The organism is Exiguobacterium sp. EF_C8 (assembly GCF_054956715.1).
Genome location: NZ_CM143264.1, coordinates 2,181,712 through 2,202,512 on the forward strand (window position 1 = coordinate 2,181,712; position 20,801 = coordinate 2,202,512).

At 44.0% G+C, this 20,801-nt stretch carries 24 protein-coding genes; 7 read left to right on the forward strand and 17 right to left on the reverse strand.

The window, feature by feature from the left end; all coding sequences use genetic code 11:
- The first annotated feature begins 26 nt into the window (after nucleotides 1–26).
- Nucleotides 27–902: a DegV family protein gene (locus ACY2IG_RS11735; protein ID WP_035406645.1), complete on the forward strand. Its 876-nt coding sequence runs from the start codon at nucleotides 27–29 to the stop codon at nucleotides 900–902.
- Between the two features lie 56 nt (nucleotides 903–958).
- Here the strand turns inward: ACY2IG_RS11735 and ACY2IG_RS11740 are convergent, their stop codons facing one another.
- Genes ACY2IG_RS11740 through ACY2IG_RS11750 form a run of 3 tightly spaced genes read right to left on the reverse strand, consistent with a single transcriptional unit; the run spans nucleotide 959 to nucleotide 2,618 of the window.
- On the reverse strand, nucleotides 959–1,456 hold the full coding sequence (locus ACY2IG_RS11740) for a hypothetical protein (RefSeq protein ID WP_035406643.1): 498 nt from the start codon (nucleotides 1,454–1,456) through the stop codon (nucleotides 959–961).
- The gene (locus ACY2IG_RS11745) at nucleotides 1,456–2,076 is read right to left on the reverse strand and encodes a phosphatase PAP2 family protein (protein ID WP_462617954.1); all 621 of its coding nucleotides are present in this window, start codon (nucleotides 2,074–2,076) and stop codon (nucleotides 1,456–1,458) included. The genes ACY2IG_RS11740 and ACY2IG_RS11745 overlap by 1 nt, the downstream gene beginning before the upstream one ends.
- Nucleotides 2,076–2,618 carry a phosphatidylglycerophosphatase A family protein gene (locus tag ACY2IG_RS11750; RefSeq protein ID WP_035406640.1) on the reverse strand — a complete coding sequence of 181 codons (543 nt, stop codon included), beginning with the start codon at nucleotides 2,616–2,618 and terminating at the stop codon, nucleotides 2,076–2,078. The genes ACY2IG_RS11745 and ACY2IG_RS11750 overlap by 1 nt, the downstream gene beginning before the upstream one ends.
- Nucleotides 2,619–2,763: 145 nt before the next feature.
- Here ACY2IG_RS11750 and ACY2IG_RS11755 point away from each other — a divergent pair, with 145 nt between their 5' ends.
- Entirely contained in the window at nucleotides 2,764–3,276 is a 513-nt protein-coding gene (locus ACY2IG_RS11755; RefSeq protein ID WP_311247409.1) for a YjcG family protein, read from the forward strand.
- A gap of 4 nt (nucleotides 3,277–3,280) precedes the next feature.
- On the opposite strand, the gene ACY2IG_RS11760 is transcribed toward ACY2IG_RS11755, so the two are convergent.
- From ACY2IG_RS11760 to tnpB, 3 genes are all read right to left on the reverse strand, one after another.
- A complete protein-coding gene (locus tag ACY2IG_RS11760; protein WP_035406634.1) occupies nucleotides 3,281–3,499 on the reverse strand; it encodes a hypothetical protein in 219 nt (72 codons plus the stop codon).
- Nucleotides 3,500–3,618: 119 nt separating this feature from the next.
- Nucleotides 3,619–4,392 (reverse strand): enoyl-ACP reductase FabI, encoded by a 774-nt coding sequence (fabI, locus tag ACY2IG_RS11765; RefSeq protein WP_311247408.1) that lies wholly within the window; start codon nucleotides 4,390–4,392, stop codon nucleotides 3,619–3,621.
- 201 nt (nucleotides 4,393–4,593) lie between these two features.
- Nucleotides 4,594–5,766: an IS200/IS605 family element RNA-guided endonuclease TnpB gene (tnpB, locus tag ACY2IG_RS11770; RefSeq protein ID WP_462617955.1), complete on the reverse strand. Its 1,173-nt coding sequence runs from the start codon at nucleotides 5,764–5,766 to the stop codon at nucleotides 4,594–4,596.
- 119 nt (nucleotides 5,767–5,885) lie between these two features.
- On the opposite strand from tnpB, the gene ACY2IG_RS11775 reads away from it, so the two are divergent.
- Nucleotides 5,886–7,055, forward strand: coding sequence for an FtsW/RodA/SpoVE family cell cycle protein (locus tag ACY2IG_RS11775; RefSeq protein ID WP_368916175.1), 1,170 nt, complete (start codon nucleotides 5,886–5,888; stop codon nucleotides 7,053–7,055).
- A gap of 54 nt (nucleotides 7,056–7,109) precedes the next feature.
- On the opposite strand, the gene ACY2IG_RS11780 is transcribed toward ACY2IG_RS11775, so the two are convergent.
- From ACY2IG_RS11780 to ACY2IG_RS11790, 3 genes are read right to left on the reverse strand one after another with little or no spacing between them, the layout of a single operon-like run.
- Nucleotides 7,110–7,994, reverse strand: a complete 885-nt coding sequence (locus tag ACY2IG_RS11780; RefSeq protein ID WP_462617956.1) for an RluA family pseudouridine synthase — start codon at nucleotides 7,992–7,994, stop codon at nucleotides 7,110–7,112.
- A gap of 25 nt (nucleotides 7,995–8,019) precedes the next feature.
- Nucleotides 8,020–8,823, reverse strand: a complete 804-nt coding sequence (locus ACY2IG_RS11785; protein WP_035406625.1) for an NAD kinase — start codon at nucleotides 8,821–8,823, stop codon at nucleotides 8,020–8,022.
- A gap of 10 nt (nucleotides 8,824–8,833) precedes the next feature.
- Nucleotides 8,834–9,478: a GTP pyrophosphokinase gene (locus ACY2IG_RS11790; RefSeq protein WP_035396676.1), complete on the reverse strand. Its 645-nt coding sequence runs from the start codon at nucleotides 9,476–9,478 to the stop codon at nucleotides 8,834–8,836.
- A 117-nt stretch (nucleotides 9,479–9,595) separates the two neighbouring features.
- Here ACY2IG_RS11790 and ACY2IG_RS11795 point away from each other — a divergent pair, with 117 nt between their 5' ends.
- Both ACY2IG_RS11795 and ACY2IG_RS11800 read left to right on the forward strand, forming a co-directional pair.
- Entirely contained in the window at nucleotides 9,596–10,156 is a 561-nt protein-coding gene (locus tag ACY2IG_RS11795; protein WP_052019082.1) for a CYTH domain-containing protein, read from the forward strand.
- A gap of 94 nt (nucleotides 10,157–10,250) precedes the next feature.
- A complete protein-coding gene (locus tag ACY2IG_RS11800; RefSeq protein WP_035406622.1) occupies nucleotides 10,251–11,042 on the forward strand; it encodes a DsbA family protein in 792 nt (263 codons plus the stop codon).
- A 212-nt stretch (nucleotides 11,043–11,254) separates the two neighbouring features.
- Here the strand turns inward: ACY2IG_RS11800 and pepF are convergent, their stop codons facing one another.
- The 3 genes from pepF to cls all read right to left on the reverse strand — a co-directional run bounded on the left by pepF (nucleotide 11,255) and on the right by cls (nucleotide 15,602).
- Nucleotides 11,255–13,057 carry an oligoendopeptidase F gene (pepF, locus tag ACY2IG_RS11805; RefSeq protein WP_462617957.1) on the reverse strand — a complete coding sequence of 601 codons (1,803 nt, stop codon included), beginning with the start codon at nucleotides 13,055–13,057 and terminating at the stop codon, nucleotides 11,255–11,257.
- 64 nt (nucleotides 13,058–13,121) lie between these two features.
- The gene (locus tag ACY2IG_RS11810; protein WP_462617958.1) at nucleotides 13,122–13,862 is read right to left on the reverse strand and encodes a competence protein CoiA family protein; all 741 of its coding nucleotides are present in this window, start codon (nucleotides 13,860–13,862) and stop codon (nucleotides 13,122–13,124) included.
- Between the two features lie 228 nt (nucleotides 13,863–14,090).
- On the reverse strand, nucleotides 14,091–15,602 hold the full coding sequence (gene cls / locus ACY2IG_RS11815) for a cardiolipin synthase (protein WP_056062426.1): 1,512 nt from the start codon (nucleotides 15,600–15,602) through the stop codon (nucleotides 14,091–14,093).
- A 70-nt stretch (nucleotides 15,603–15,672) separates the two neighbouring features.
- On the opposite strand from cls, the gene ACY2IG_RS11820 reads away from it, so the two are divergent.
- Nucleotides 15,673–16,395 carry an SDR family NAD(P)-dependent oxidoreductase gene (locus tag ACY2IG_RS11820; RefSeq protein WP_035406611.1) on the forward strand — a complete coding sequence of 241 codons (723 nt, stop codon included), beginning with the start codon at nucleotides 15,673–15,675 and terminating at the stop codon, nucleotides 16,393–16,395.
- A gap of 62 nt (nucleotides 16,396–16,457) precedes the next feature.
- On the opposite strand, the gene mecA is transcribed toward ACY2IG_RS11820, so the two are convergent.
- The 3 genes from mecA to ACY2IG_RS11835 all read right to left on the reverse strand — a co-directional run bounded on the left by mecA (nucleotide 16,458) and on the right by ACY2IG_RS11835 (nucleotide 17,964).
- Entirely contained in the window at nucleotides 16,458–17,084 is a 627-nt protein-coding gene (mecA, locus tag ACY2IG_RS11825; protein WP_035406608.1) for an adaptor protein MecA, read from the reverse strand.
- Between the two features lie 171 nt (nucleotides 17,085–17,255).
- Nucleotides 17,256–17,654, reverse strand: coding sequence for a transcriptional regulator SpxA (gene spxA / locus ACY2IG_RS11830; protein WP_012370920.1), 399 nt, complete (start codon nucleotides 17,652–17,654; stop codon nucleotides 17,256–17,258).
- A gap of 172 nt (nucleotides 17,655–17,826) precedes the next feature.
- Nucleotides 17,827–17,964 (reverse strand): hypothetical protein, encoded by a 138-nt coding sequence (locus ACY2IG_RS11835; RefSeq protein ID WP_023468890.1) that lies wholly within the window; start codon nucleotides 17,962–17,964, stop codon nucleotides 17,827–17,829.
- Between the two features lie 223 nt (nucleotides 17,965–18,187).
- On the opposite strand from ACY2IG_RS11835, the gene ACY2IG_RS11840 reads away from it, so the two are divergent.
- A complete protein-coding gene (locus ACY2IG_RS11840; protein ID WP_035406605.1) occupies nucleotides 18,188–18,721 on the forward strand; it encodes an HD domain-containing protein in 534 nt (177 codons plus the stop codon).
- Between the two features lie 46 nt (nucleotides 18,722–18,767).
- On the opposite strand, the gene ACY2IG_RS11845 is transcribed toward ACY2IG_RS11840, so the two are convergent.
- Both ACY2IG_RS11845 and ACY2IG_RS11850 read right to left on the reverse strand, forming a co-directional pair.
- The gene (locus ACY2IG_RS11845; protein ID WP_035406602.1) at nucleotides 18,768–19,721 is read right to left on the reverse strand and encodes an ABC transporter ATP-binding protein; all 954 of its coding nucleotides are present in this window, start codon (nucleotides 19,719–19,721) and stop codon (nucleotides 18,768–18,770) included.
- Nucleotides 19,721–20,794, reverse strand: coding sequence for an ABC transporter ATP-binding protein (locus ACY2IG_RS11850; protein WP_035406599.1), 1,074 nt, complete (start codon nucleotides 20,792–20,794; stop codon nucleotides 19,721–19,723). Before ACY2IG_RS11850 ends, ACY2IG_RS11845 begins: the two co-directional genes overlap by 1 nt.
- Between the last annotated feature and the right edge of the window lie 7 nt (nucleotides 20,795–20,801).

The following is a 20,801-nucleotide window of genomic DNA, read 5'->3' on the forward strand; positions in this document are numbered from 1 at the left end:
GTTATATTAATGGAGGCGTCATATACATGGATAAGATTGCTTGGATTACCGACAGCATGGCTTTTTTCGAGCCAGGAGAGGCTGAAAAAATCGGAGTCCATGTGATACCGACATTACTCATCTTGAACGGGGAGTCTTACCGGGAGTATGTCGATATCTCGATTGAACAATTGAATCAAAAAATGCAGGACGATTCGAAAATCTCACCTACGACTTCGCAACCGTCTTTTGGTGACTTCGTAACTCTATACGAACAGTTACTCGAAGACGGTTATGATTACGGATATGCGATTCACATCACGAGTGGCTTAAGTGGTACCTACTCCAGTTCGGTCGCTGCAGCTGAGGCTGTCGGTTTCCCGCTGTATGCGATTGATTCATACACGGGTGCTGCCAATCAACAAGAACTTGTCCGGATCGCACAGCGACTAGTAGCTGCTGGTAACGATCCAAAGGAAGTCATGTCGACACTTGAAACGTTTAAACACAAATCGCATTTTTATCTGATTATTGGAAATATGGAGACGATGCGACGTAGTGGTCGAGTTTCAGGAAGTCAATTTTTATTAGCGAATATGCTCAACATCAAGCCGATCGTTCAATTTAATGAAGAAGGACAGCTTGTTCCTTTCAAGAAGGTACGCTCGATCAAAAAAGCATTTAAGGAAATGGTAACCGAGATCACTTCTAAAGTGACAGCACAAGGAGTCTACGATCGAACACTATATATCGGTCATACGCTCGCTCATACTGCTGCTGAAGAATTAAAACGTTTGATTGTAACGGAACATCCTGAAATCAACGTTCGTATCACGCAATTCGGTCCTTCCATCTTGGCACATGCTGGTGCTGAGACGGTCGGCGTGTTCTGGTTCGACGACATTTCTCTACCTACAACTTGATACCTAACATAAAAAAATAAAGAACCGGACGGTCTTAAAAAAGACCGTCCGGTTCTTTATTTTGTTTCGTATTTACGAAATAATTCTTCTAGCAACATCGCTTCGTCCAACGTACGATGAATCGGTTCGTGCGGAAGTGCGATTTGATTCGATAATGTGTCGGAAGGATATACATCAAACGACACTTGTTCCATCTCAATAAGATACTCAAGGATAGAATCAAGTGAGCTTTCCTTTTTAAATTGACGAAGCCAGTTTTCATATCGACGATCTACTTTTCCTTCTTTCAGCAATATCTCTCCACTAGCAATGATTGCCCATTTAGGCGGCGCATCGATTTGGAAAAGCTCCAACTGCTGATATTCTTCCATCGTTCGTTTCGTCACCGGAATGACACCGTTGATTGAGACCAATCGTTTTAATCTAAGATGCGCTCGCATCGTCATGAATCGCGGTCGTCCGGCGACTCGCTCAACAAGCAAGGTCGGTTTATCAATAGAACGCATCGTTTCTTCATCAAATAATAAACTATGATCTACATCTAATACTAGCATTAAGACACTCCTTTTTTTCTGCGGGAGACGATGAATACATAGGAGCTACATAAAAGAATCGCTGCAAAACAATAACCACCGATGACGTCTGAAAAATAATGAACGTTTAAAATGATGCGGGAAGCTCCCATGGCAAGAAATAACCCAATCGTCAACACCGATACGATTACTTTGCCAGTCGTTTTTAAATGCCGGAAAGCGACGACAAGAAATCCTACATATACAGCGAATGCCATCGCGGAATGACCACTTGGAAAACTATAGCCAACACCACCAACTAACTCATTCAATGAAGGACGTTCTCGTACGAAGGCAAATTTGACGACTTGATTCAATGCTCCTACAGAGATCGCCATCAATACATACCAAATACTTGCGATACGATCTCGCCACAAGACATAACTCACTACTCCAAGTAACACCGTCATTGTCATCGCCCCAGGACCAGAGCCTAGTTGAGTGAACCAAGAGACAAAGTCCCCTGGAACATGTTGAGACATGTACGACGATAATTGAGCGTCAAATAAAAAATAGCCCGTCATTCGAATCGAGACGGCGATGATCACGAACAAGACGACAGCGATGGATGCACCCACCCACGCCGCTCTTGCCCCCCGCATTAGTATGTCCCCTTACGTTCTTCTAATTCTTCTGCTGAATAATCTTCCTTATCCCGCAAACGATGTGCCAAACGCCCTGATGCATTTGCTGCGATGGCTGCAACGATATCGTCCATGAACGTATTGACTTTTCCGTCTCCGAGCTTCGTATCCAGTTCTTTGATGATCCCAACCTTCGCCTTATCCAAATATCCGAATGTCGTAACAGCGATAGAACCGTACGTATTGACAGCACCAATCGCGATCGTTTCATCTACGCCAAATAATCCTTCATCGCTTTGGATGATGGACAAGAGTGGTTCTGATAATAATCCTTTTTCAGCAAGAATATCTAATTCTGCCCCGACAAGGATCGCATGTTGTAATTCACGCTTTTCAAGAACTCGTTCAACCGAACTGACACATGTTTCTACTGTCAGATCCACTGTGTATGGTGCTTGCATTTGGTAAACGATCTCAGCAATCGCATGAATCGTCACCCCGCGTTCATGTAACTTGTCAATTGCTGCTTGTTTGACCTCTTTTGAATGTGTTTTCTTCATGACTGTATCCACCTCTCCAACAAAGTACTTCATTAGTATACACGGATTCTAAAGCTCCTCTCAAACTTCTTTGACATCGACGCCAGAATCCGTCATGATTATTTTGTAAAGCGTTATCATTTCAGGGGAAAGTAGGGGATTTTCGATGAACATCGGGGTTGTATTGTTTCCATCGAAACGCGTTCAAGATTTTGCCAATTCATACCGAAAGAGATATGACTCGAAGTATTCACTGATTACACCGCACATCACGTTACGGGAGCGGATGGGAGTCGATGAGACAGAATTAGATCACATCGTGACAGAGTTAAATCGAATCGCGTCCGAAACGAAACCGGTCAATCTGCACATCCAAGGAGCACGGTCGTTCCATCCGACGAACAATGTCTTGTTCCTTAAAGTAATGCCATCGGATGAGTTAGAACAATTACATCGCGCCTTGCATACAGGACCACTCGCACATAAACCGAAATACGATTTCTTGCCACATATCACGATTGGTCAAGAACTGTCGGATGTCGAATTGTTCGATGTACTAGAACGTCTCAAGATGGAAGATATCCGTTTCCAAGAAGATGTCACGAAAATGGCTTTATTGTATGAATTGGAAAATGGAGCTTGGAGTGTCTACGAGACATTCCGCTTTACAGGTCAATGAATGATTAAACTTCCCGGTCGAAGCTTCGACCGGGAAGTTTTAGTTCTGGTAACACTCCATATGCATTCGCCTGTTCTTCTAAAAAATCTTGCGTTTCATGTTCTCGATAAGGATCGACTGGGCGTATCGGTTGAACCCTTGCGACCGGTTCAGTTTTCAGTTGTGGGTCGACTCGTACTTGACGATTCACATATTGTACGACCGTAAAATCGATTGCGTTCATCCTCTGCACTTCCTCTCCCCTTTTAATTCTCACGTTGTTCATAATTGACACTTCCCTGATTAAGCACAAAAAAAACCAAGCTCCCCTCCTAAGGGAAGCCTGGTTCACTAAATCACCTATTACAGAATGTGGAATCCACTATCGACGTGAAGGATTTCTCCTGTTACACCACTCGACATTTGCGAAAGTAAGAATAATCCACTCTGACCGATTTGTTCCGTCGTAACGTTACGGTGAAGTGGCGCGCGTTCTTCGATGCTATCAAGGATTGAGTTGAAATCGCCAACACCTTTTGCTGAAACTGTCCGGACCGGACCAGCAGAGATCGCATTGACACGAACACCTTGCTGTCCGTATTCAGCAGCGAGATAACGAACGCTAGCATCTAATGCTGCTTTCGCAACACCCATGACGTTGTAGTTCGGAACCATCTTCTCACCACCAAGGTAAGTCAATGTGATGACAGATGCGTCTTCTGTGAAGAAATCTTTCGCTGCCTTGACGACTGCCGTCAAACTGTAGGCAGAGATATCAAGTGCTTGCGCGAACTGTTCACGTGTCACACCAGAAAATTCACCACGAAGTGCTTCTTTATCCGCGAATGCGATCGAGTGAGCAATTCCTGAAATCTTACCGTGATCTGCATGGATCGTCTGGAAGACCTGTTCGATTTCTTCATCACTCGTGACATCACACGTATAATAAGAAGCCGGACGTGATAATTCCTGTCCTAATTTTTCAAGTGGTGCTTTGAAACGTTCCCCGACATATGTAAATGCGAGGCTTGCTCCAGCAGCGTCGAGTGCACGTGCGATGCCCCATGCAATCGAACGTTGGTTGATGACGCCCATGACGACGTACGTCTTGCCTTCGAGTGAAGGATAAATATTCATGATAAAGTCCCCCTTGAATTAGTACCTGGTAATAAAACCTATCTTCAGGTTACAAAAACGTAACGCTTCTGTCAACCATCGCTCTTGATATTGCGGATTTGATAAATTACGGTAATATAGAAAGTGTTGAACTACCTCCACCAACGCTTTGCTTACAGGTAGTGGATTCCTGAGTGATCCGAACTATCGGTCGAAACGTGATCAGGCTAACCCCGTCGTCCCGACGGTTGAAGAAGCTAAGATACGTTCTGCTTCTTGTTTAAGATTCAGTCCCGCGTTCACATCACGGTCGTGGTGGACATCGCAACTCGGGCATGTCCATTCGCGCAATCCAAGATGTTTCACGTCCTTGTGTTGATGACCGCAACTCGAGCACAGTTGGCTCGATGCGAAAGTCTTGCCGACCTTCACGACAGTCTTCCCATACCAGTTTGCTTTGTACTCCAGCATACGGAAAAATGCTGACCAGCTGACATCAGAGATGGACTTGCTCAACCTGCGGTTTTTCTGCATATGCTTGACCTGTAAGGTCTCGATGCCGATGACGTCGTGGTTTTTGACAATCTCGGTCGATACCTTGTGCAGGAAGTCGGTTCGCGTGTTCATGATCTTCTCATGGATGCGGGCGACCTTCCGCTTCTGCTTTTGGTAGTTTTTTGCCTCGGACAGCTTGACTTTCCTATCCAAGGCTATACGCTGACGTCGAGAGAGTTTGCGCTGTTCGCGTATCAATCTCTTCTCAAGTGTTTGGAAGTGACGGTCGTTTTGGTACACCGTGCCATCGGACTGGACGGCAAAGTGTTTCAGCCCGACGTCGATGCCTACGGACATATCCGTCTTCGGCAGTTCGTAGATCTCCTGCTCGACGAGCAGGGAGACGAAGTATTTTCCTGAAGCGTTACGTCGGATTGTGGCGTTCAGGATTCGTCCTACTACCTGCCTGGAGTTGGCAAAACGCATCCACTTCAGCCTAGGTAGTTTAAGTCTGTTGCCCATAATTGACACTTCGGGAAGTTGGTTCTTCTTCTCGATATTGGTTTTGTAGGATTGGACGGGATGACGCTTCGATTTGAATCGAGGCCGTTCGTTCTGCTTCTTGAAGAAGCGATCATATGCATCGGTCAGGTGTTTGACACTCGATTGAAGCGAATGGCTATCGACTTCTTTCAGCCAGTCAAACTCTTGCTTCAGCATCGGAATTTCTTTTGAACAAGAACCATAAGACAGTCCTTTTCCTGTCGTTTTATACATCTCATCCCACTTCGCTAAGAAGTGGTTGAAGATGAAGCGCGAACAACCAATGGTCTTTGCAATCAGGATTTCCTGCTCTTTTGTCGGGTATATCCTGAATTTATAAGCCTTACGCTTCAACATGCTGTTCACCTCCTAAAAAGGTTTATACCCGAAAGGGCGGGGGGCGATTCACCTCCCACTTTCACTTCGTTTAGAAATGGGAGTACTCTCGCCTAATTTAGATAGAAAGTAGGGATGAAATGAATCGATTCAAATCATTTACACAACGTTATGATCATACGTTGTTGTTTTTACTCGCCTGTCTGATGGTCATCAGCGTCATCGCCATCTATACGGCCCAACCTTCGCTTAAAGGTGCTATCAGTGCCATCAACTTCTCCGCCAAACAAATTCAGTGGTATGTCATCGGCTTCATAGCGTTATCCGTCGTCATTTTCATCGACTATGAACAGCTGAAGCGATTCCACTGGTTTTTATACGGAGCTGGTATTCTGTCATTGATTGGTCTTGTTGTTCTTCGAAACACTCCAGTCGTTACTGAAATCAAAGGGGCATACGGGTGGTATCAATTCCCGGTCATTGGTACTGTTCAGCCGGCCGAGTTCATGAAATTCTTTTTGATTGTTTCGCTCGCTGCCGTCATCACCGAACACAATGCCCGTTATGTTCAACATGAACGCGACTTCTTATTGCTCGTTAAAATGGTTGCTGTCACGGCTTTACCACTTGGTCTCATTATCATCCAACCCGATTTAGGAATCGGTTTGATTTTATGTGTCATTCTTGCATGTGCCATGTTGTTATCTGGACTGAACTGGAAATGGCTCTTGACGATGTTTGCCTTGTTCGCAGGTTCTGTCATCATCTTCTTTTACCTGTTTTATTTCCACAACGACTTACTCGCAACGTTTTTCCCAGGTCACGCGATGAACCGGATCATGGCTTGGTTGCAACCTTTTGAATATGCGGATGATCTCTCGTATCAGCTCGTCCAAGCAATCAATGCAACAGGTTCTGGTCAAATGTTCGGGGTTGGATACGGAAAACTGCAGGTATTCGTTCCGGAACTGCATACGGACTTCATCTTTACGACGATTGCCTCACACTATGGTTTCATCGGGGCTGCCATCGTATTGATTGTCTTATTCCTGTTCGTCTATCGCTTGATTCAAATTGCTCTTGAGACGGCGGATCCATTTGGTACCTATATCGTGACAGGATATGTCGCCATGTTCACGTTCCAAATCTTCCAGAACATCGGGATGACGATCGGTGTCTTACCGATCACAGGTCTTCCATTACCATTCATTAGTTATGGTGGATCAACGATGATCGTAAACCTCGTCGGTCTAGGATTAATTATGGCAATCGCTTCTCAGTCTCGGATTTCCATGTTTGATGAAGATTAATCGCATACGATAAAAGGCAGTGGATTAAGTCCACTGCCTTTTATCGTATGTTCATTATTCCAATCGAAGATCCTCGGGAAGCGGCGCTTCAAATCGGACACGTTCTCCTGTCGCAGGGTGAAGGAACGTCGCTGACGCGCTATGGAGTGCTTGACGCGGGAGCAATGGTTCACCCTGATACATCGTATCACCAATCAAAGGATGTCCTAAAAAGGCAAGATGGACACGAATTTGATGCGTCCGTCCCGTCTCTAGTCGAATATCCAGTAAGGAAAACTCTCGATCCAAAGCTTGGACCCGTCGACTATTTAAAATATGCGTAATGGCCCGTTGACCATCCGGTCGTACCATTCGTTCCATGAAGGAATGATCGGTTTGACCAATCGGCTGATCAATCGTTTGTACCGGTACATGTCCGGGTGCATAGGCTAAATAATGCCGCTCTAATTCGTTTGATCGTTGCATGAGACTCATTCGGTGATGGGCGAGTCCGTGTTTCGCGAATAAAACGAGACCACTCGTGTCTCGATCGAGTCGATTGACGATATGGATCGCATACGGAATCCCTTGTTTTCGATAATAACCAAGAACATAATTCGACAATGAGTGTTCCGGATGCAATCGTGACGGAATCGATGCCATCCCCGGTGGTTTATTGACGACGAGTAACCAATCATCTTCAAACAAAATATCGAGTTCCCCTTCTGTCGCTACCATGTCCGGTGCTGGTGTTTCTTCCGGGAAGAAGACGTGGACACGGTCACCCGCGCACAAGACGTCGTGGACGTTGACATGATGACCGTTCCGCGTGATATCTCCATGATTTTTGATTGATACTAACATTTTTCGTGAGATACCTAGACGGGTCGTACAAAAATGACTGACGCGCCAGCCATCCTCGGTATCAGTAACCGTCTGTCGTAGCTGAAATCCATTCATGTTTCCATTTCCTTTACATACTGCGTCAACGTCTTTCGTCTGCCAGGAAAGATTCCCGCACCCGTTGCCAAAACGGGAAAGAACGAAAACGAGCAAATTTCACTTTTTTATCTGATACCCGACACCGGATCGATGTCACATTTTGATGGACAATCGAAGCATAGTGGTCATAGGTCATCTGAAAATCAATCGGATTGACGGGACGAATTTCGACATCATGATGTTTCGGTAACAACATCGGTGAGCCGATCGTCCGGTAAACACGATTATTGATCGAAGCCATTTCTGTAATTTGGATCGCTTCGAGTGCCGGGTGGACAATCGCACCGCCGAGCGCCTTGTTATATGCCGTCGAACCAGAGGGTGTCGATATACATAACCCGTCACCTCGAAACGTCTCAAAATAGTCGCCTCGAATCGATAAATCGCAAACGAGTGTTTGATTGAAACTTTTGATCGTACACTCGTTCAAAGCAAGCAGTTGATTATGTGAGCCATCCGCATAGTCAATTGATAGTTCAAGCAGCGGGTATTCGACCGTCGCTAAATCCTGCTTCGCGATATGATCAATCAACTCATCCATCTCTTCAGGACGCCAATCCGCATAAAAACCAAGGTGCCCTGTATGAATCCCTACAAGGGTAATCGTCTCTACTTGATCGAGATACGAATGGAACGCTTGTAACATTGTCCCGTCTCCCCCGATTGAAACGACGATTTCCGGTTGACTGACATCAAGCACACATCCCCGCTCCGTCAACGCCTGCTCGAGTTGTTGTTTTAGCGCATGAGAACGCTCATCATCACGAGCCGTGATTGCAAAACGCATGGTCATCCCCCTACTCTTTTAATCGTTCCGACGCCTTAGCGTCGCGTTGAAAGACGAGTTGCGCGTCTTGAATTTCTACTTTCAATTGACTCATCTCCGCGTCAAGCAAAAATGCCGCTTCTGCCGCACGGCGTAGGCGCTCCCGTGTTTCTTCCGGAATGTTCCCTTGGTACTTGTAATTTAACGAGTGTTCGATCGTCGCCCAAAAGTTCATCGCAAGCGTACGAATTTGAATCTCGACTAATGTCGGTACTTCACCTTCGATCGTCTGTACTGGATAAGCAATGATGACATGATACGATCGATAACCACTATCCTTCTTTTGAGTGATGTAGTTACGTTCCTCGACGATTTTAAAATCACCGCGCGAACGTAATAGTTCAAGAACATGAATGATATCATCGACGAATTGACACATGATGCGTAATCCGGCAATATCCTGCATATCTTGTTCCAATGATTCACGCGCAATTGCTTTTCGTTCTGCTTTTTGAAGAATGCTTTTTACAGGTTTGACCCGTCCTGTGACAAATTCAATCGGTGAATGCTCTCCCCGTTGCTGAAATTGTTTACGAATCGCTTTTAGCTTTACTTTCAACTCATCGACCGCGATTTGATACGGCGCAAGAAATAAATCCCAATTTTCTTTTGTCATCTGATTTGTCACCACTTTTAATCGAATAGTATTGGTTCAGTGCCTGTTCCTACCTCATTCATGTTATCATATTTTCAGACATTCAACTAGAAAGGCGTGATTCCGATTAGACAAGAATTGGAAATCGAATTCAAGAACTTATTGTCTGAACAAGAATATCTATCGTTATTTACCCATTATGCGTCAACTAAACAACCCATTTGGCAAGCAAATGATTATTTTGATACGCCTGATTTCGAACTTCGAAAAAAAGGTGCTGCCTTACGGATACGTGAAAAAAAACAAGGACTTGTCCTTACTTTAAAACAACCTCATGAAAATGGATTGCTTGAAACACATGTCACACTATCAGCAAGTGAAGCGGAAGATCTATTCAAATACGGTCTGATTCACTCCGAAGAGATGAATCACCAGTTGTCGTCTTTTGACTTGCAAGGTTCGTTGGAACATTTAGGACGTTTAGAAACCGAACGCATCGAGACGGTGCTTCCAGAAGGCTTACTCGTCCTTGATAAAAGTCGCTATCTCGGACATACCGATTATGAGTTAGAGTTTGAGGTCAGCAACTTCGAACAAGGGCAAAAGGATTTCGAGCGAATTCTTTCAGAACACGATATTCCACAGCGCAAAACAAAAAATAAAATCGTTCGCTTCATGGAACGTAAAGCGCTTTCTTGATTTTTCGTGTAAGAATGAACAAGCAAAACCTTTGCTCTTTCTTTTTTTTCGTTGCTAAAATAGGGTAACGATAACAACAGGAAGGGGTGAACGGATGGAACACGCACAATGTAACGGATCTTATTGTTCATTGGACGAACCATCGATTCAACAACCGACGAAACCTCTGGAAATCTATCATTTTTTAGATGTGACACAAACGGACGGTTTACGGTTGATACCCGTTCTCAAGAAATTAGAGCTAGAATATGGTCATCTTTTTCGTCTCCGCACGATTGCTACGATTCCTTGTGCTCCTTCACGTTCCGCGTGCGATATGTCACCACTCGTCATCCTAAAAGCAATCGAGCTTCAAGGAAAAACGTTTGGTATGCGGTTCATGCGACGCCTTCGGATGCTTCATAATGTCGAAGGTGAGAGTGCTTACAGCCGTCCATCATTGATGCGGTTAGCCGAAGCATTGACAGAGTATGGTCTGGATTTAGATGAATTCCACCGTGATGTCTCGTCGGACACGATTCAGCAAATGCTCGAGAAAGAGACTGAACTGGTCACGGAATGGGATGTCCGAATTCTTCCGACACTCGCTTTCGTTGGAGATGAGGAAGCCATTAAGGCAGAAGGACCTTATGAGTATTTGGTCTATGTTTCGATCTTAAGTGAACTGCTAGATCATACGATTGAAAAACAATCGAAGCCACCACTTGAACAATTCTTGAGACGGTATGAAACAGCAACTACGGCTGAAATCGCCTTTATTTATGACGCTCCTGAATCCCAGGTTGAACACGAACTAAAAAAACTGGTCTTACAACAGAAATGTGCTTCTCTATCGTACTGTGATGGAAAAGTATGGCGGCATTTAAAAGATTCAGCACATGCTTAATACAAAAAGGACAGTGGAGCAAGCTTCACTGTCCTTTTTTGGTATTCACTCATAGAAAAAGAAGAAGTCCTTCATGACGAGAAGGACTTCTTCTTTTGACCATTGGATGGGGGAAAAAGAGAATCGACTGGGGAATGTGACCCTCTTCACAATATAAGTATACCGTGAGTCTTTTTTCTTTTCCACTCTTTGTTCACTTTGTCACAAAGATGTCACTCTGCTAATAACGCTTCGAATTCATCTAGGACTCGTTCAAATTGACGAAGTGCTGCTTCAACTGGTGCTTTTGTTGTCATATCAACACCAGCAGCTTTTAGTACTTCGATTGGATAATCGCTTGATCCCGCTTTTAAGAAATTATTGATGTAACGTTCTACAGCCGGTTGTCCTTCTTCTAGGATTTGATCCGTCAAAGCAGCCGCCGCCGAAATGCCTGTTGCATACTGATAGACATAGTAATTGTAATAGAAGTGTGGAATCCGAGCCCACTCCAAACCAATCTCTTCATCTAATACAATCTCTTCTCCGAAGTATTTTTGATTCAAGGCATAATACGTTGACGTCAAGAATTCTGGTGTCAACGATTGTCCAAGACGCGCCGCATCATGAATCGCATGTTCGAACTCAGCGAACATCGTTTGTCGGAACAATGTACCGCGGAATGTTTCAAGTTGATTGTTTAATAGATAAAGTTTTTCTTTACGATCCGTCACTTTCTTCAATAGATAGTCGTTTAACAACGCTTCATTTGTCGTTGAAGCGACTTCAGCGACGAAGATTGAATAATCGCCATATGGATATGGTTGAGATTTCCGCGTGTAGTAGCTATGAACCGAATGTCCGAATTCATGTGCGAGCGTAAAAAGATTATTGATGTTATCTTGCCAGTTCATCAAAATGAATGGTTGTGTATCGTAAGCACCAGAAGAGTATGCTCCACTCCGTTTACCACGCGTTTCCCGGACATCAACCCAGCGCTCAGACAACCCTTCTTCGAGAATATGTTTATATTCTGCTCCAAGCGGCGCGAGCCCTTCGACCATCAATTGTTTCGCTTCTTCATAAGAGACCTTCATCTCGACCTCAGAAACGAGGGGGGTATACATATCGTACATGTGTAACTCATCAAGACCGAGGACCCGTTTACGTAAGGCAACATAGCGATGAAGCAATGGTAAGTGCTCATGTACCGCTTCAACCAACCCATCATAAACGGATTCAGGGATTGCATTACCATGTAAGGCTGCCGCGCGTGCCGAAGGGAACTTCCGAACATCTGCATAGAAGTTGTCTTTCTTAACTGACCCAGCAAGAGTTGAGGCGAGCGTATTCGTGTATTTCGAATACGTTCCGTACATCGCTTTAAATGCGGCTTCACGCACCGAACGATCAGATGATTCAAGGAATGTGATGAAACGACCATGTGTCAATTCCGTCTCTTCCCCGTCTTCCCCCTTAATTTTCGGGAATGTCAAATCTGCATTATTCAGCATACCGAATGTCGTACCGGATTGACCGAGAACTTCTCCCGCCTTCGCTAGAATCGCTTCTTCCGCTTCCGTCAACACATGCTCGCGTTCTTGGTTCAACTCATCAAATGCATGACGGTACATCGCAAGGTCTACATTCTCATTAAGATACGCTTCTATCGTTGTTTCAGGTACAGCTAACAATTCCGGTGTCATGAAAGCAAGTGTGGCTCCGATTTGTGACGCAAGCGTCCGAGCACGGTCGTTCATGGCTTGATAGAAGCTATCCGCTGTATTTTCGTCGTAACGCATGTGCGCGTATGTATAGAGCTTATAAAGACGTCTTGAGACTTCGTCTCGTAACTGTAACCCTTCATAGAGTGTGTCCGCACTTTGTCCAAGACGACCCTTATACTCGACGAGTAATGGAAGCATCGCTTTCACCGATTCAAATTCTTCTTCCCACGCTTCGTTTGATGCATAAATCGATTCTAGATTCCAAGTTTCTGAAACGTCAACATCTTGACGTGTTAATACTTCTGCCATTTCCCTCACTCCTTTAATTCAGTTATACCTGTTTTCTTTTCGACAAACAATCGAATTGCTCCTGCTAAAACAGCCGATTCGCCTCCTCGATCCGCTCTAACCATTCCGTGATAAGTAAATCGATCATCGGTCGTTCAAACGGGATATCCAATCGATGAAGTAAATGAAAGACGGCCTGTTCTAAAGCAGTAGAGGAATAAACCCCTTTTAACCGCAAAAAGACTGCCATTTGAAACTCAAAAGGATGAACGGGATACGATAATAAGTGACTGATCGGAAGAAAGACCGATGACGGCAGATTCAGAAGATGAAACCCTGCCTCATATAATGGAAGTTTAAGCATTCGTGGAGGTAACGAAGGATAAAAAGGACGCTGTCGATAGCGCAAGACGATTCCTTGCCATCGAGCCATTGAAAATTTCCGAGGAAATGACGGAAGTTCCGTCGAAAGGAAGTCGGATAATGAAAGGGATTGAACGGTACAATAGACATAATGTTTCGCAAAAGGGAGCGGATGTCGAAACCGTCGGATTTGATTGTCAACAATCAAGTCCAAATACTCATTTTCTAAGAAGGCTTGACGCATCCATCCTTGTAAACGAAATGTGACACCATGTGACGGATGAAACCCAATCCAACGAACCGTTTGTCCTTGTTTCGCATCAAGTCTTGCTCGTCTAATCCATTCATCTGCCGACATCGGAGAACGCTGAATTTCAATCCCAATCTCTTTTTCCGGAATCCACAGGTCGAAGCGTCGCTGTCCAATCGTCCATTCGGTCTCGACGCGAACGCCTGCATTCATCAACGAATCTGCAATTCGTCGTTTCCAAGATACATGTAAGCTACTTTCTCCTGAACATGCTGAGATATGTGCAAAATGTGGTCGTCGTCCCTGCCTGACGCGCAATGGCTTCAGACAATACGGACAACGTAAGGACATCGCTTTTAATTCATGGACAGAAAACCTATGAATCAGAATGCGTTTACATGACCCATCAATGGCTTCAAACATCAGCATCGTCCCCTTTTGCTAGAGTAGCGGTGAGAATAAGCGTGAAATTGATTCAACTAAACGGCGGCGTAATGGACGACGATGAAACAAATCAGCATCAACTTGTGTAGACTGGCTAAAATCCTCATAAAAATCACGTGTTAATTGATGAACCGAATTTGTTCCGTATAAAAAAGCATTTACCTCGAAATTCAAATGAAAACTCCGTAAATCCATATTTGCTGTTCCAATCGTTGCGATGGCGTCATCCACGACGATGACTTTCGAATGCATGAATCCTTTGTTATACTCATAGATTTTCACACCAGCCTGGAGTAAATCATCAAAGTAAGAGCGACTCGCATAAAATACGATTTTATGATCCGGAAAGCTTGGCAGAAGAATACGAACATCAATTCCAGACATAGCGGCTGTCTTTAGTGCTGTCATCAAATCTTCATCTGGTATTAAATATGGAGATGCAATGTAAACAGATTCACGCGCTTCTGTGATGAGTCCGAAGTAAAGTGACTTCATTGCCTCATGTGGCTCATCAGGTCCACTGGCAATGATTTGAACGCCTCCCGTTGCTTCATCGACATATTCCAGTGGTTCCATATAAAACGGTGTAAACAGGCGTTCCCCCGTCATATAGTACCAGTCTTGGAGGAAAATCAATTGAAGTTCAGAAACAGCTTCTCCGCGTACAAGAAGATGCGTATCACGCCAAAATCCAAAATGCTGATCGCGACCGATATACTCGTCCCCAACGTTAATTCCACCCGTAAAAGCAACTGTTCCATCAATGACAACGATCTTCCGATGATTTCGGTAGTTGGACTTACTCGAAATGAACGGTAATACGACAGGGAAGAATGCCCGAACTTCAACACCTGCCTCCTGCATCTTTTTGAAATAATGCTTATCTGTCGAAAAACACCCGACGGCATCATAAAGAAAACGGACTTCAATTCCTTGTTGTGCCTTTTCAATCAATACTTCCTGTAACTGCAATGCGAGCTCGTCATCCCGTACGATATAGTATTCCAAATGGATATGATGTTGTGCTTGACGAATCTCTTCTAAAAGAATCGGAAATTTCTCCTGACCATTCGTCAAAATTCTTGTATGTGTATTATACGAAATCGGAAGTCGACTGATCGAATCGATAAGTGTGACAACTTTTCCATAATGTCCTTCTTGGAACACTGATTGGTGTACTGCTGTTTTAAACTGGGTACGGTATTTAATATAAGACTCTTCATCAAGCATTGCTTTCAATCGAAACATTCGTTTCCGGCGGTAGTTCTGACCAAACGTAAAATAAACAAACACGCCGACAACAGGTAGTGCCATCATGACAAGTGCCCAGACGAGTGTTCGTTCTGGGTTACGATTTTCAAGCAAAATGATGACGAACACGCTCATGACGACCAAAATGATGACGATGGACAGCCAGCCTACCATATAGACGCTCCAATAGTAGGATAAAAAGGCGATTAAACCGATGGTCAAGATGAGGGTCATGAGAAGTTGTACACGTCGTAGCATGAATCCCCCTCCTTTTATGTATGTTGTAAAAATTGTAGTTAAGAACTCATGACAGAAAGGAAGCGTTTAAATGGGTACGTATATCATTACTGGTGCAACAAGTGGAATCGGAGAAGCAACTGCCCTCCAACTGATTCGAGAAGGTCATACCATTCTTGCCATTGGTCGTAATCAAGACAAAGGAGCTTCTCTTGAATCTAGCGGAGAAGGACGTTTATATTTCTTCCCTGTCGACTTGACTGATTCCTCTGCCATCGACAGGTTCTTTGAAGAAACACTCGAAGATTTTCCAGAAATCGACGGGATTTTTAATAATGCAGGGACATTTGGAAAACCCGTCGCACCCGAGAGAATCTCCGATCAACAAAAAGAAGTGTTCCAAGTGAATTATCATGCCCCTGAACGAATCATCCAGCTCGCGACGAAACGTTTCTCAAAAGGTGCCTCTATCGTCAATAATAGCGCGATCGTCGGTCACGTCAAGTTTCCCGCCATGCTCTTACCCTATGCATCGTCTAAGAGCGCTTTATTGACACTGACAAAGACATACGCTGCCCGCTTCCATGGCAAGTATCGTTTTAATGCCATTTGTCCGGGACCGGTCGACACATCATTGAGCCACGCATTATATGGCGGGAAAGATAAGTTTGATCTTGCGATGAAGCATCATCTTCGTGGCGAACCTGCACAACCTTCTGAAATCGCAGAAGTCGTTTGTTTCTTACTCTCGAATAAAGCGAGTTACATCAATGGGCAAGCCCTTATCGTAGACGGTGGTTATACCCTCACTTAATGTCAGAATAAAAGGAGGTATCACGATTCGTGATCCTCCTTTTACTCGCACTTTTAGTTCCTTTAATTCGGAAAGTATTTCCGAATAAAGGCAAAGACGTCTGAAGCAATGATTTGTTTTCCATATTCAGCGACAGGATGAATCGTTTGTTCGCTGAAATGAAGATATTCGGCAATTAAACTCATGACATTTTCTTGTGCTTCTACATTCACATCATCTTCGAAATGAACATGTAGTAGATACAGTCCATCCTTTTGGTAAAGCGCTGTTTCAAGTTCTGCGAAGACAGGAGCATTCGCATATTGACTAAGCGCAATGATATGCTCGAAATCATGAGTTTCGAATAAGACATCCTGGCTTAATTCTGTATCTTTATCTTCTGTCTCAGACATCGCTGATCGTAAAAGTGAATCGAGTTCGTCTTCATCGACTTGCTCACCATCGACTGCATTTTTTGCGATCGTTACAGTGACTTCAAGACCTTTTTCAAAAGCTTGCACTTGTATCCATAGTGGACCTTCGAAGGAGATGGACTCTTTTTCATTCGCTTCGTCCATCATCTGCCAGAATAACTGTTCTCCCCGTTCCCGATTATACCAAATCTCATCTCGGGCAAAACCACGGCGTTCGATGTCAGTATAAGTGATGAAGAACTTGACCGTATTGTCATTGACGCGTTCGATTTTCAATCTGTCCACTCCTTTCTTCTCGTTCCTTATCTAGAATACGAACGAGGACATGACTTGGATTCACACTTTCGAATCCGAAGGATATATTTCTATTCCTTTGTTATCTTTATTTTAACCTTTTTTATCGGTAACAAAAAGCACACTGCTCACGAAGCAGCGTGCTTTTTAAAATTACTCGTTTACAAGACGCTGTGCTTCCAAAAGTTGGAATGTACGCACCTTGCGTGGTAAGAATCGACGGATTTCATCCTCGTTATATCCTACTTGAAGACGTTTTTCGTCAATCAAAATCGGACGACGCAATAATCCAGGATATTCTTGAATTAAATCGTATAGGTGCTGCAACGATAAGTTTTCAACGGAAACATCGAGTTTCGAGAAGACTTTTGAACGCGTTGAGATAATCTCGTCCGTTCCATCTTCCGTCATTCGAAGAATCTGTTTGATTTCATCGAGCGATAATGGTTCTGAAAAAATATTACGTTCTACGAACGGGATTTCATGTTCTTCAAGCCACGCGCGTGCTTTCCGACAAGAAGTACAACTTGGTGAAGTATAGAGTGTTACCATTGAAAAACATCCTCCCCCTGATTTAACATCATTCAACACCTAAGTGAATACATAGATATCGATGATGGTTCTATTACTTGACAGTTTACATCTAATAAAGCAGAAAACCTAGCTTTTTTATAAAGATGAAAGAACTTTTCGTAAAAAAGCTTGTTAAAGCCACCACGTGGCTTTAACAAGCTGGCGTGTGATCAAATGGCTGAGAAATCGTCTCTTTTGCTTTAGGAAGTTTCATTTCTTTTAGTTTTTTCTCTAAAATATCCCGCAAAAGGCGCTTCTTCAGCTTTTTCTTTTTGTCACGTTCTTTCATATTCCGACACCCCAATCGGTCCGAAACAGAACTAACAACCTACGAAAGCAAAATAATCATCTTCTACATTAGTAATTATACCACGTATATCAAAAATCTATTCCTACTTTAAGCAATTAAATATGTGAGATTGTCGATTAAGTAATGAAAAATAGTTGCAATTTCTTTCAATTTTCTGTAGAGTGTATAGAAATATCAACGCTCAGGAAGGAGTTTTTCATTCATGTCATTAACACTCGTCACTATTCTCGATCATCCGATCGCTCAAAAATATTTATCCCGTTCTGGCTTGAATCATGCGATTTCAGTAGCTGAACGCGCACTGACGCTCGCTACGAAGCGAGGTTTAGATGCGGATACAGCTACGAAAGCTGCACTCCTCCATGACATCGGGCATTACGAATGGTATACCGATGGCACTTGGAACTATGATCTCTATCGTCAAAATGATATTCATGCCATTAAAGGGGCTGAACGCGCTCATAAACTTTTGATTCGCCTTGGTGAAGAACCAGCTCGTGCCAAAGAAATCGCACTTGCCGTTCTCTTGCATACGGATTCGTATCTTCCACCTGGTGCAATCAACCGGACACCACTTCAACAACTTGTGCACGATGCGGATACGCTGGAAGAACAACCAGGCGGACTACATCACTATGAAAAAATCGATTTTGATGAAGCCATGCGCCGTCTTGATGCGATTGATTCTGTCGTTCATCGCTTCGCACATCTTCCACGAATTGCATCAGAAAATTAAAAGGCATTTCCACGATCAACGTGGAAATGCCTTTTGTTTTAAACAATTATACGAGTTGCGCTTGATATGCTTCCAGTTCTGCATCCGTCATCGAAACAAAATGACCTGGTTCGATTTCACGAAGTGGTGGAATGCTTGAATCTTCATCTGATTTACCAACAGGTCCACTCGTCGGACGATCATAAACGATCCGCTTACGCGTACGCTCGTGCTCTGGATCCGGAAGAGGAATCGCAGACAAGAGCGATTTCGTATAAGCATGGACCGGATTCTCATATAAGCGATCCGCACTACATAGTTCAACGAGGTGACCTTGGTACATAACACCGATACGATCCGAGATATATTTTACCATCGATAAGTCGTGGGCGATGAACAAGTAAGTCAAACTACGATCACGTTGCAGTTTTTTCATCAAGTTGACGACCTGCGCTTGAATCGATACGTCAAGTGCCGAGATTGGCTCATCCGCGATGATGAAGTCCGGTTCTACAGCAAGCGCACGCGCGATTCCAATCCGTTGACGCTGACCACCCGAGAACTCGTGTGGGTAACGGCTCGCATGTTCTTTCGTCAAACCAACTGTTTCGAGTAAATCGTACACACGGTTATTCCGCTCGTCTTTCGACTTTGCTAGACCATGAATATCAATTCCCTCAGCGATGATATCACCGACTGTCATCCGTGGGTTGAGTGACGCATAAGGGTCTTGGAAAATCATTTGCATCGCACGGTTGAACTTCAGTTTATCTTTACGCGACTTTTTACCATGAACGTTTTCACCTTTGAACATGACTTCGCCGTCTGTCGCCTCATACAATCCGATGATTGAGCGACCAGTCGTTGATTTACCACAACCCGATTCACCTACAAGACCAAGTACTTCGCCTTCATAGATATCGAATGATAAACCATCAACCGCTTTAACGACACGTCCGCGTCCAATGTTGAAGTGTTGCTTCAAGTTTTTTACTTCAAGTAATTTATTACGGTTTTCCATTATTTCAGACCGCCTTTCAGAAGCGATTTCGCGAATACGCTATCTGGGCGGTATTTCAACGCCAGATCCCGAATTGCAAGTGGTGGCTCAACATACGGTGCTTGTGGGTGGAGCAACCATGTCGCCGCTTCGTGAGTATCTGTAATTTTGAAGAAAGGAGGTTCTTTTTCAAAATCAATCTTCATTGCATATTTATTTCGTGGTGCAAACGCGTCACCGACTGGTGGATGAAGTAAGTTAGGTGGTGTTCCTGGAATCGCCGGTAAATCTTGTGAACGGTCATCCGATGGACGTGGCATTGAACCAAGGAGTCCCCAAGTATATGGATGACGTGGCTCGTAGAAAATCTCATCGACTGTACCCTTCTCAATTAATTTACCTGCATACATGACCGCTACACGATCGGCCATGTTCGCTACGACGCCTAAATCGTGCGTGATGAAGATGATCGCTGTACCCGTTTTTTGTTGAATGTCTTTCAATAACTCAAGGATTTGCGCTTGAATCGTAACATCGAGTGCTGTCGTCGGCTCATCGGCAATCAAGACTTTCGGATTACAAGCAAGTGCGATTGCGATGACGATCCGTTGACGCATCCCACCAGACAATTGGTGTGGATATTGTTTCAGACGTGCTTCTGGGTTTGGAATCCCTACAAGCGTCAGTAATTCAAGCGTACGTTTTTTAGCAGCATCACCTGTCAATCCTTGGTGACGTTTTAAACCTTCGGCAATCTGTTTGTAGATCGTCATTGTCGGGTTAAGTGATGTCATTGGATCTTGGAAGATCATTGCGATATCACGACCGCGTACTTTTTGCATTTCTTTATCGGAAAGCTTAACCAAATCGCGACCTTCGAATAAGATCTCACCTTTTGTGATTTCACCTGGCGGATTTGGAATCAGACGCATGATGGCTTTTGAAGTAACCGATTTACCAGAACCGGACTCACCAACGATTGCGAGTGTTTCACCTTTTTTTAAATCGAACGATACTCCGCGGACGGCTTGAACCGTCCCGGCGTACGTATGGAAAGCGACATTCAGGTCGCGGACTGACAAGATTGTTTCCATTTTGGAT

Excerpts from the sequence above, each read along its gene's own strand:
- fabI (WP_311247408.1), bottom strand. The coding sequence starts at position 4,392 with ATGAATATTTATCCTTCACTCGAAGGCAAGACGTACGTCGTCATGGGC.
- ACY2IG_RS11735 (WP_035406645.1), top strand. The coding sequence starts at position 27 with ATGGATAAGATTGCTTGGATTACCGACAGCATGGCTTTTTTCGAGCCA.
- cls (WP_056062426.1), bottom strand. The coding sequence starts at position 15,602 with ATGCTACGACGTGTACAACTTCTCATGACCCTCATCTTGACCATCGGT.
- ACY2IG_RS11775 (WP_368916175.1), top strand. The coding sequence starts at position 5,886 with ATGAATCGATTCAAATCATTTACACAACGTTATGATCATACGTTGTTG.
- tnpB (WP_462617955.1), bottom strand. The coding sequence starts at position 5,766 with ATGTTGAAGCGTAAGGCTTATAAATTCAGGATATACCCGACAAAAGAG.
- ACY2IG_RS11755 (WP_311247409.1), top strand. The coding sequence starts at position 2,764 with ATGAACATCGGGGTTGTATTGTTTCCATCGAAACGCGTTCAAGATTTT.
- ACY2IG_RS11745 (WP_462617954.1), bottom strand. The coding sequence starts at position 2,076 with ATGCGGGGGGCAAGAGCGGCGTGGGTGGGTGCATCCATCGCTGTCGTC.
- ACY2IG_RS11850 (WP_035406599.1), bottom strand. The coding sequence starts at position 20,794 with ATGGAAACAATCTTGTCAGTCCGCGACCTGAATGTCGCTTTCCATACG.
- ACY2IG_RS11835 (WP_023468890.1), bottom strand. The coding sequence starts at position 17,964 with ATGAAAGAACGTGACAAAAAGAAAAAGCTGAAGAAGCGCCTTTTGCGG.
- ACY2IG_RS11760 (WP_035406634.1), bottom strand. The coding sequence starts at position 3,499 with ATGAACGCAATCGATTTTACGGTCGTACAATATGTGAATCGTCAAGTA.
- spxA (WP_012370920.1), bottom strand. The coding sequence starts at position 17,654 with ATGGTAACACTCTATACTTCACCAAGTTGTACTTCTTGTCGGAAAGCA.
- ACY2IG_RS11810 (WP_462617958.1), bottom strand. The coding sequence starts at position 13,862 with ATGAATGCAGGCGTTCGCGTCGAGACCGAATGGACGATTGGACAGCGA.
- ACY2IG_RS11845 (WP_035406602.1), bottom strand. The coding sequence starts at position 19,721 with ATGGAAAACCGTAATAAATTACTTGAAGTAAAAAACTTGAAGCAACAC.
- ACY2IG_RS11785 (WP_035406625.1), bottom strand. The coding sequence starts at position 8,823 with ATGCGTTTTGCAATCACGGCTCGTGATGATGAGCGTTCTCATGCGCTA.
- ACY2IG_RS11800 (WP_035406622.1), top strand. The coding sequence starts at position 10,251 with ATGGAACACGCACAATGTAACGGATCTTATTGTTCATTGGACGAACCA.
- pepF (WP_462617957.1), bottom strand. The coding sequence starts at position 13,057 with ATGGCAGAAGTATTAACACGTCAAGATGTTGACGTTTCAGAAACTTGG.
- ACY2IG_RS11790 (WP_035396676.1), bottom strand. The coding sequence starts at position 9,478 with ATGACAAAAGAAAATTGGGATTTATTTCTTGCGCCGTATCAAATCGCG.
- ACY2IG_RS11840 (WP_035406605.1), top strand. The coding sequence starts at position 18,188 with ATGTCATTAACACTCGTCACTATTCTCGATCATCCGATCGCTCAAAAA.
- ACY2IG_RS11780 (WP_462617956.1), bottom strand. The coding sequence starts at position 7,994 with ATGAATGGATTTCAGCTACGACAGACGGTTACTGATACCGAGGATGGC.
- ACY2IG_RS11820 (WP_035406611.1), top strand. The coding sequence starts at position 15,673 with ATGGGTACGTATATCATTACTGGTGCAACAAGTGGAATCGGAGAAGCA.
- ACY2IG_RS11740 (WP_035406643.1), bottom strand. The coding sequence starts at position 1,456 with ATGCTAGTATTAGATGTAGATCATAGTTTATTATTTGATGAAGAAACG.
- ACY2IG_RS11750 (WP_035406640.1), bottom strand. The coding sequence starts at position 2,618 with ATGAAGAAAACACATTCAAAAGAGGTCAAACAAGCAGCAATTGACAAG.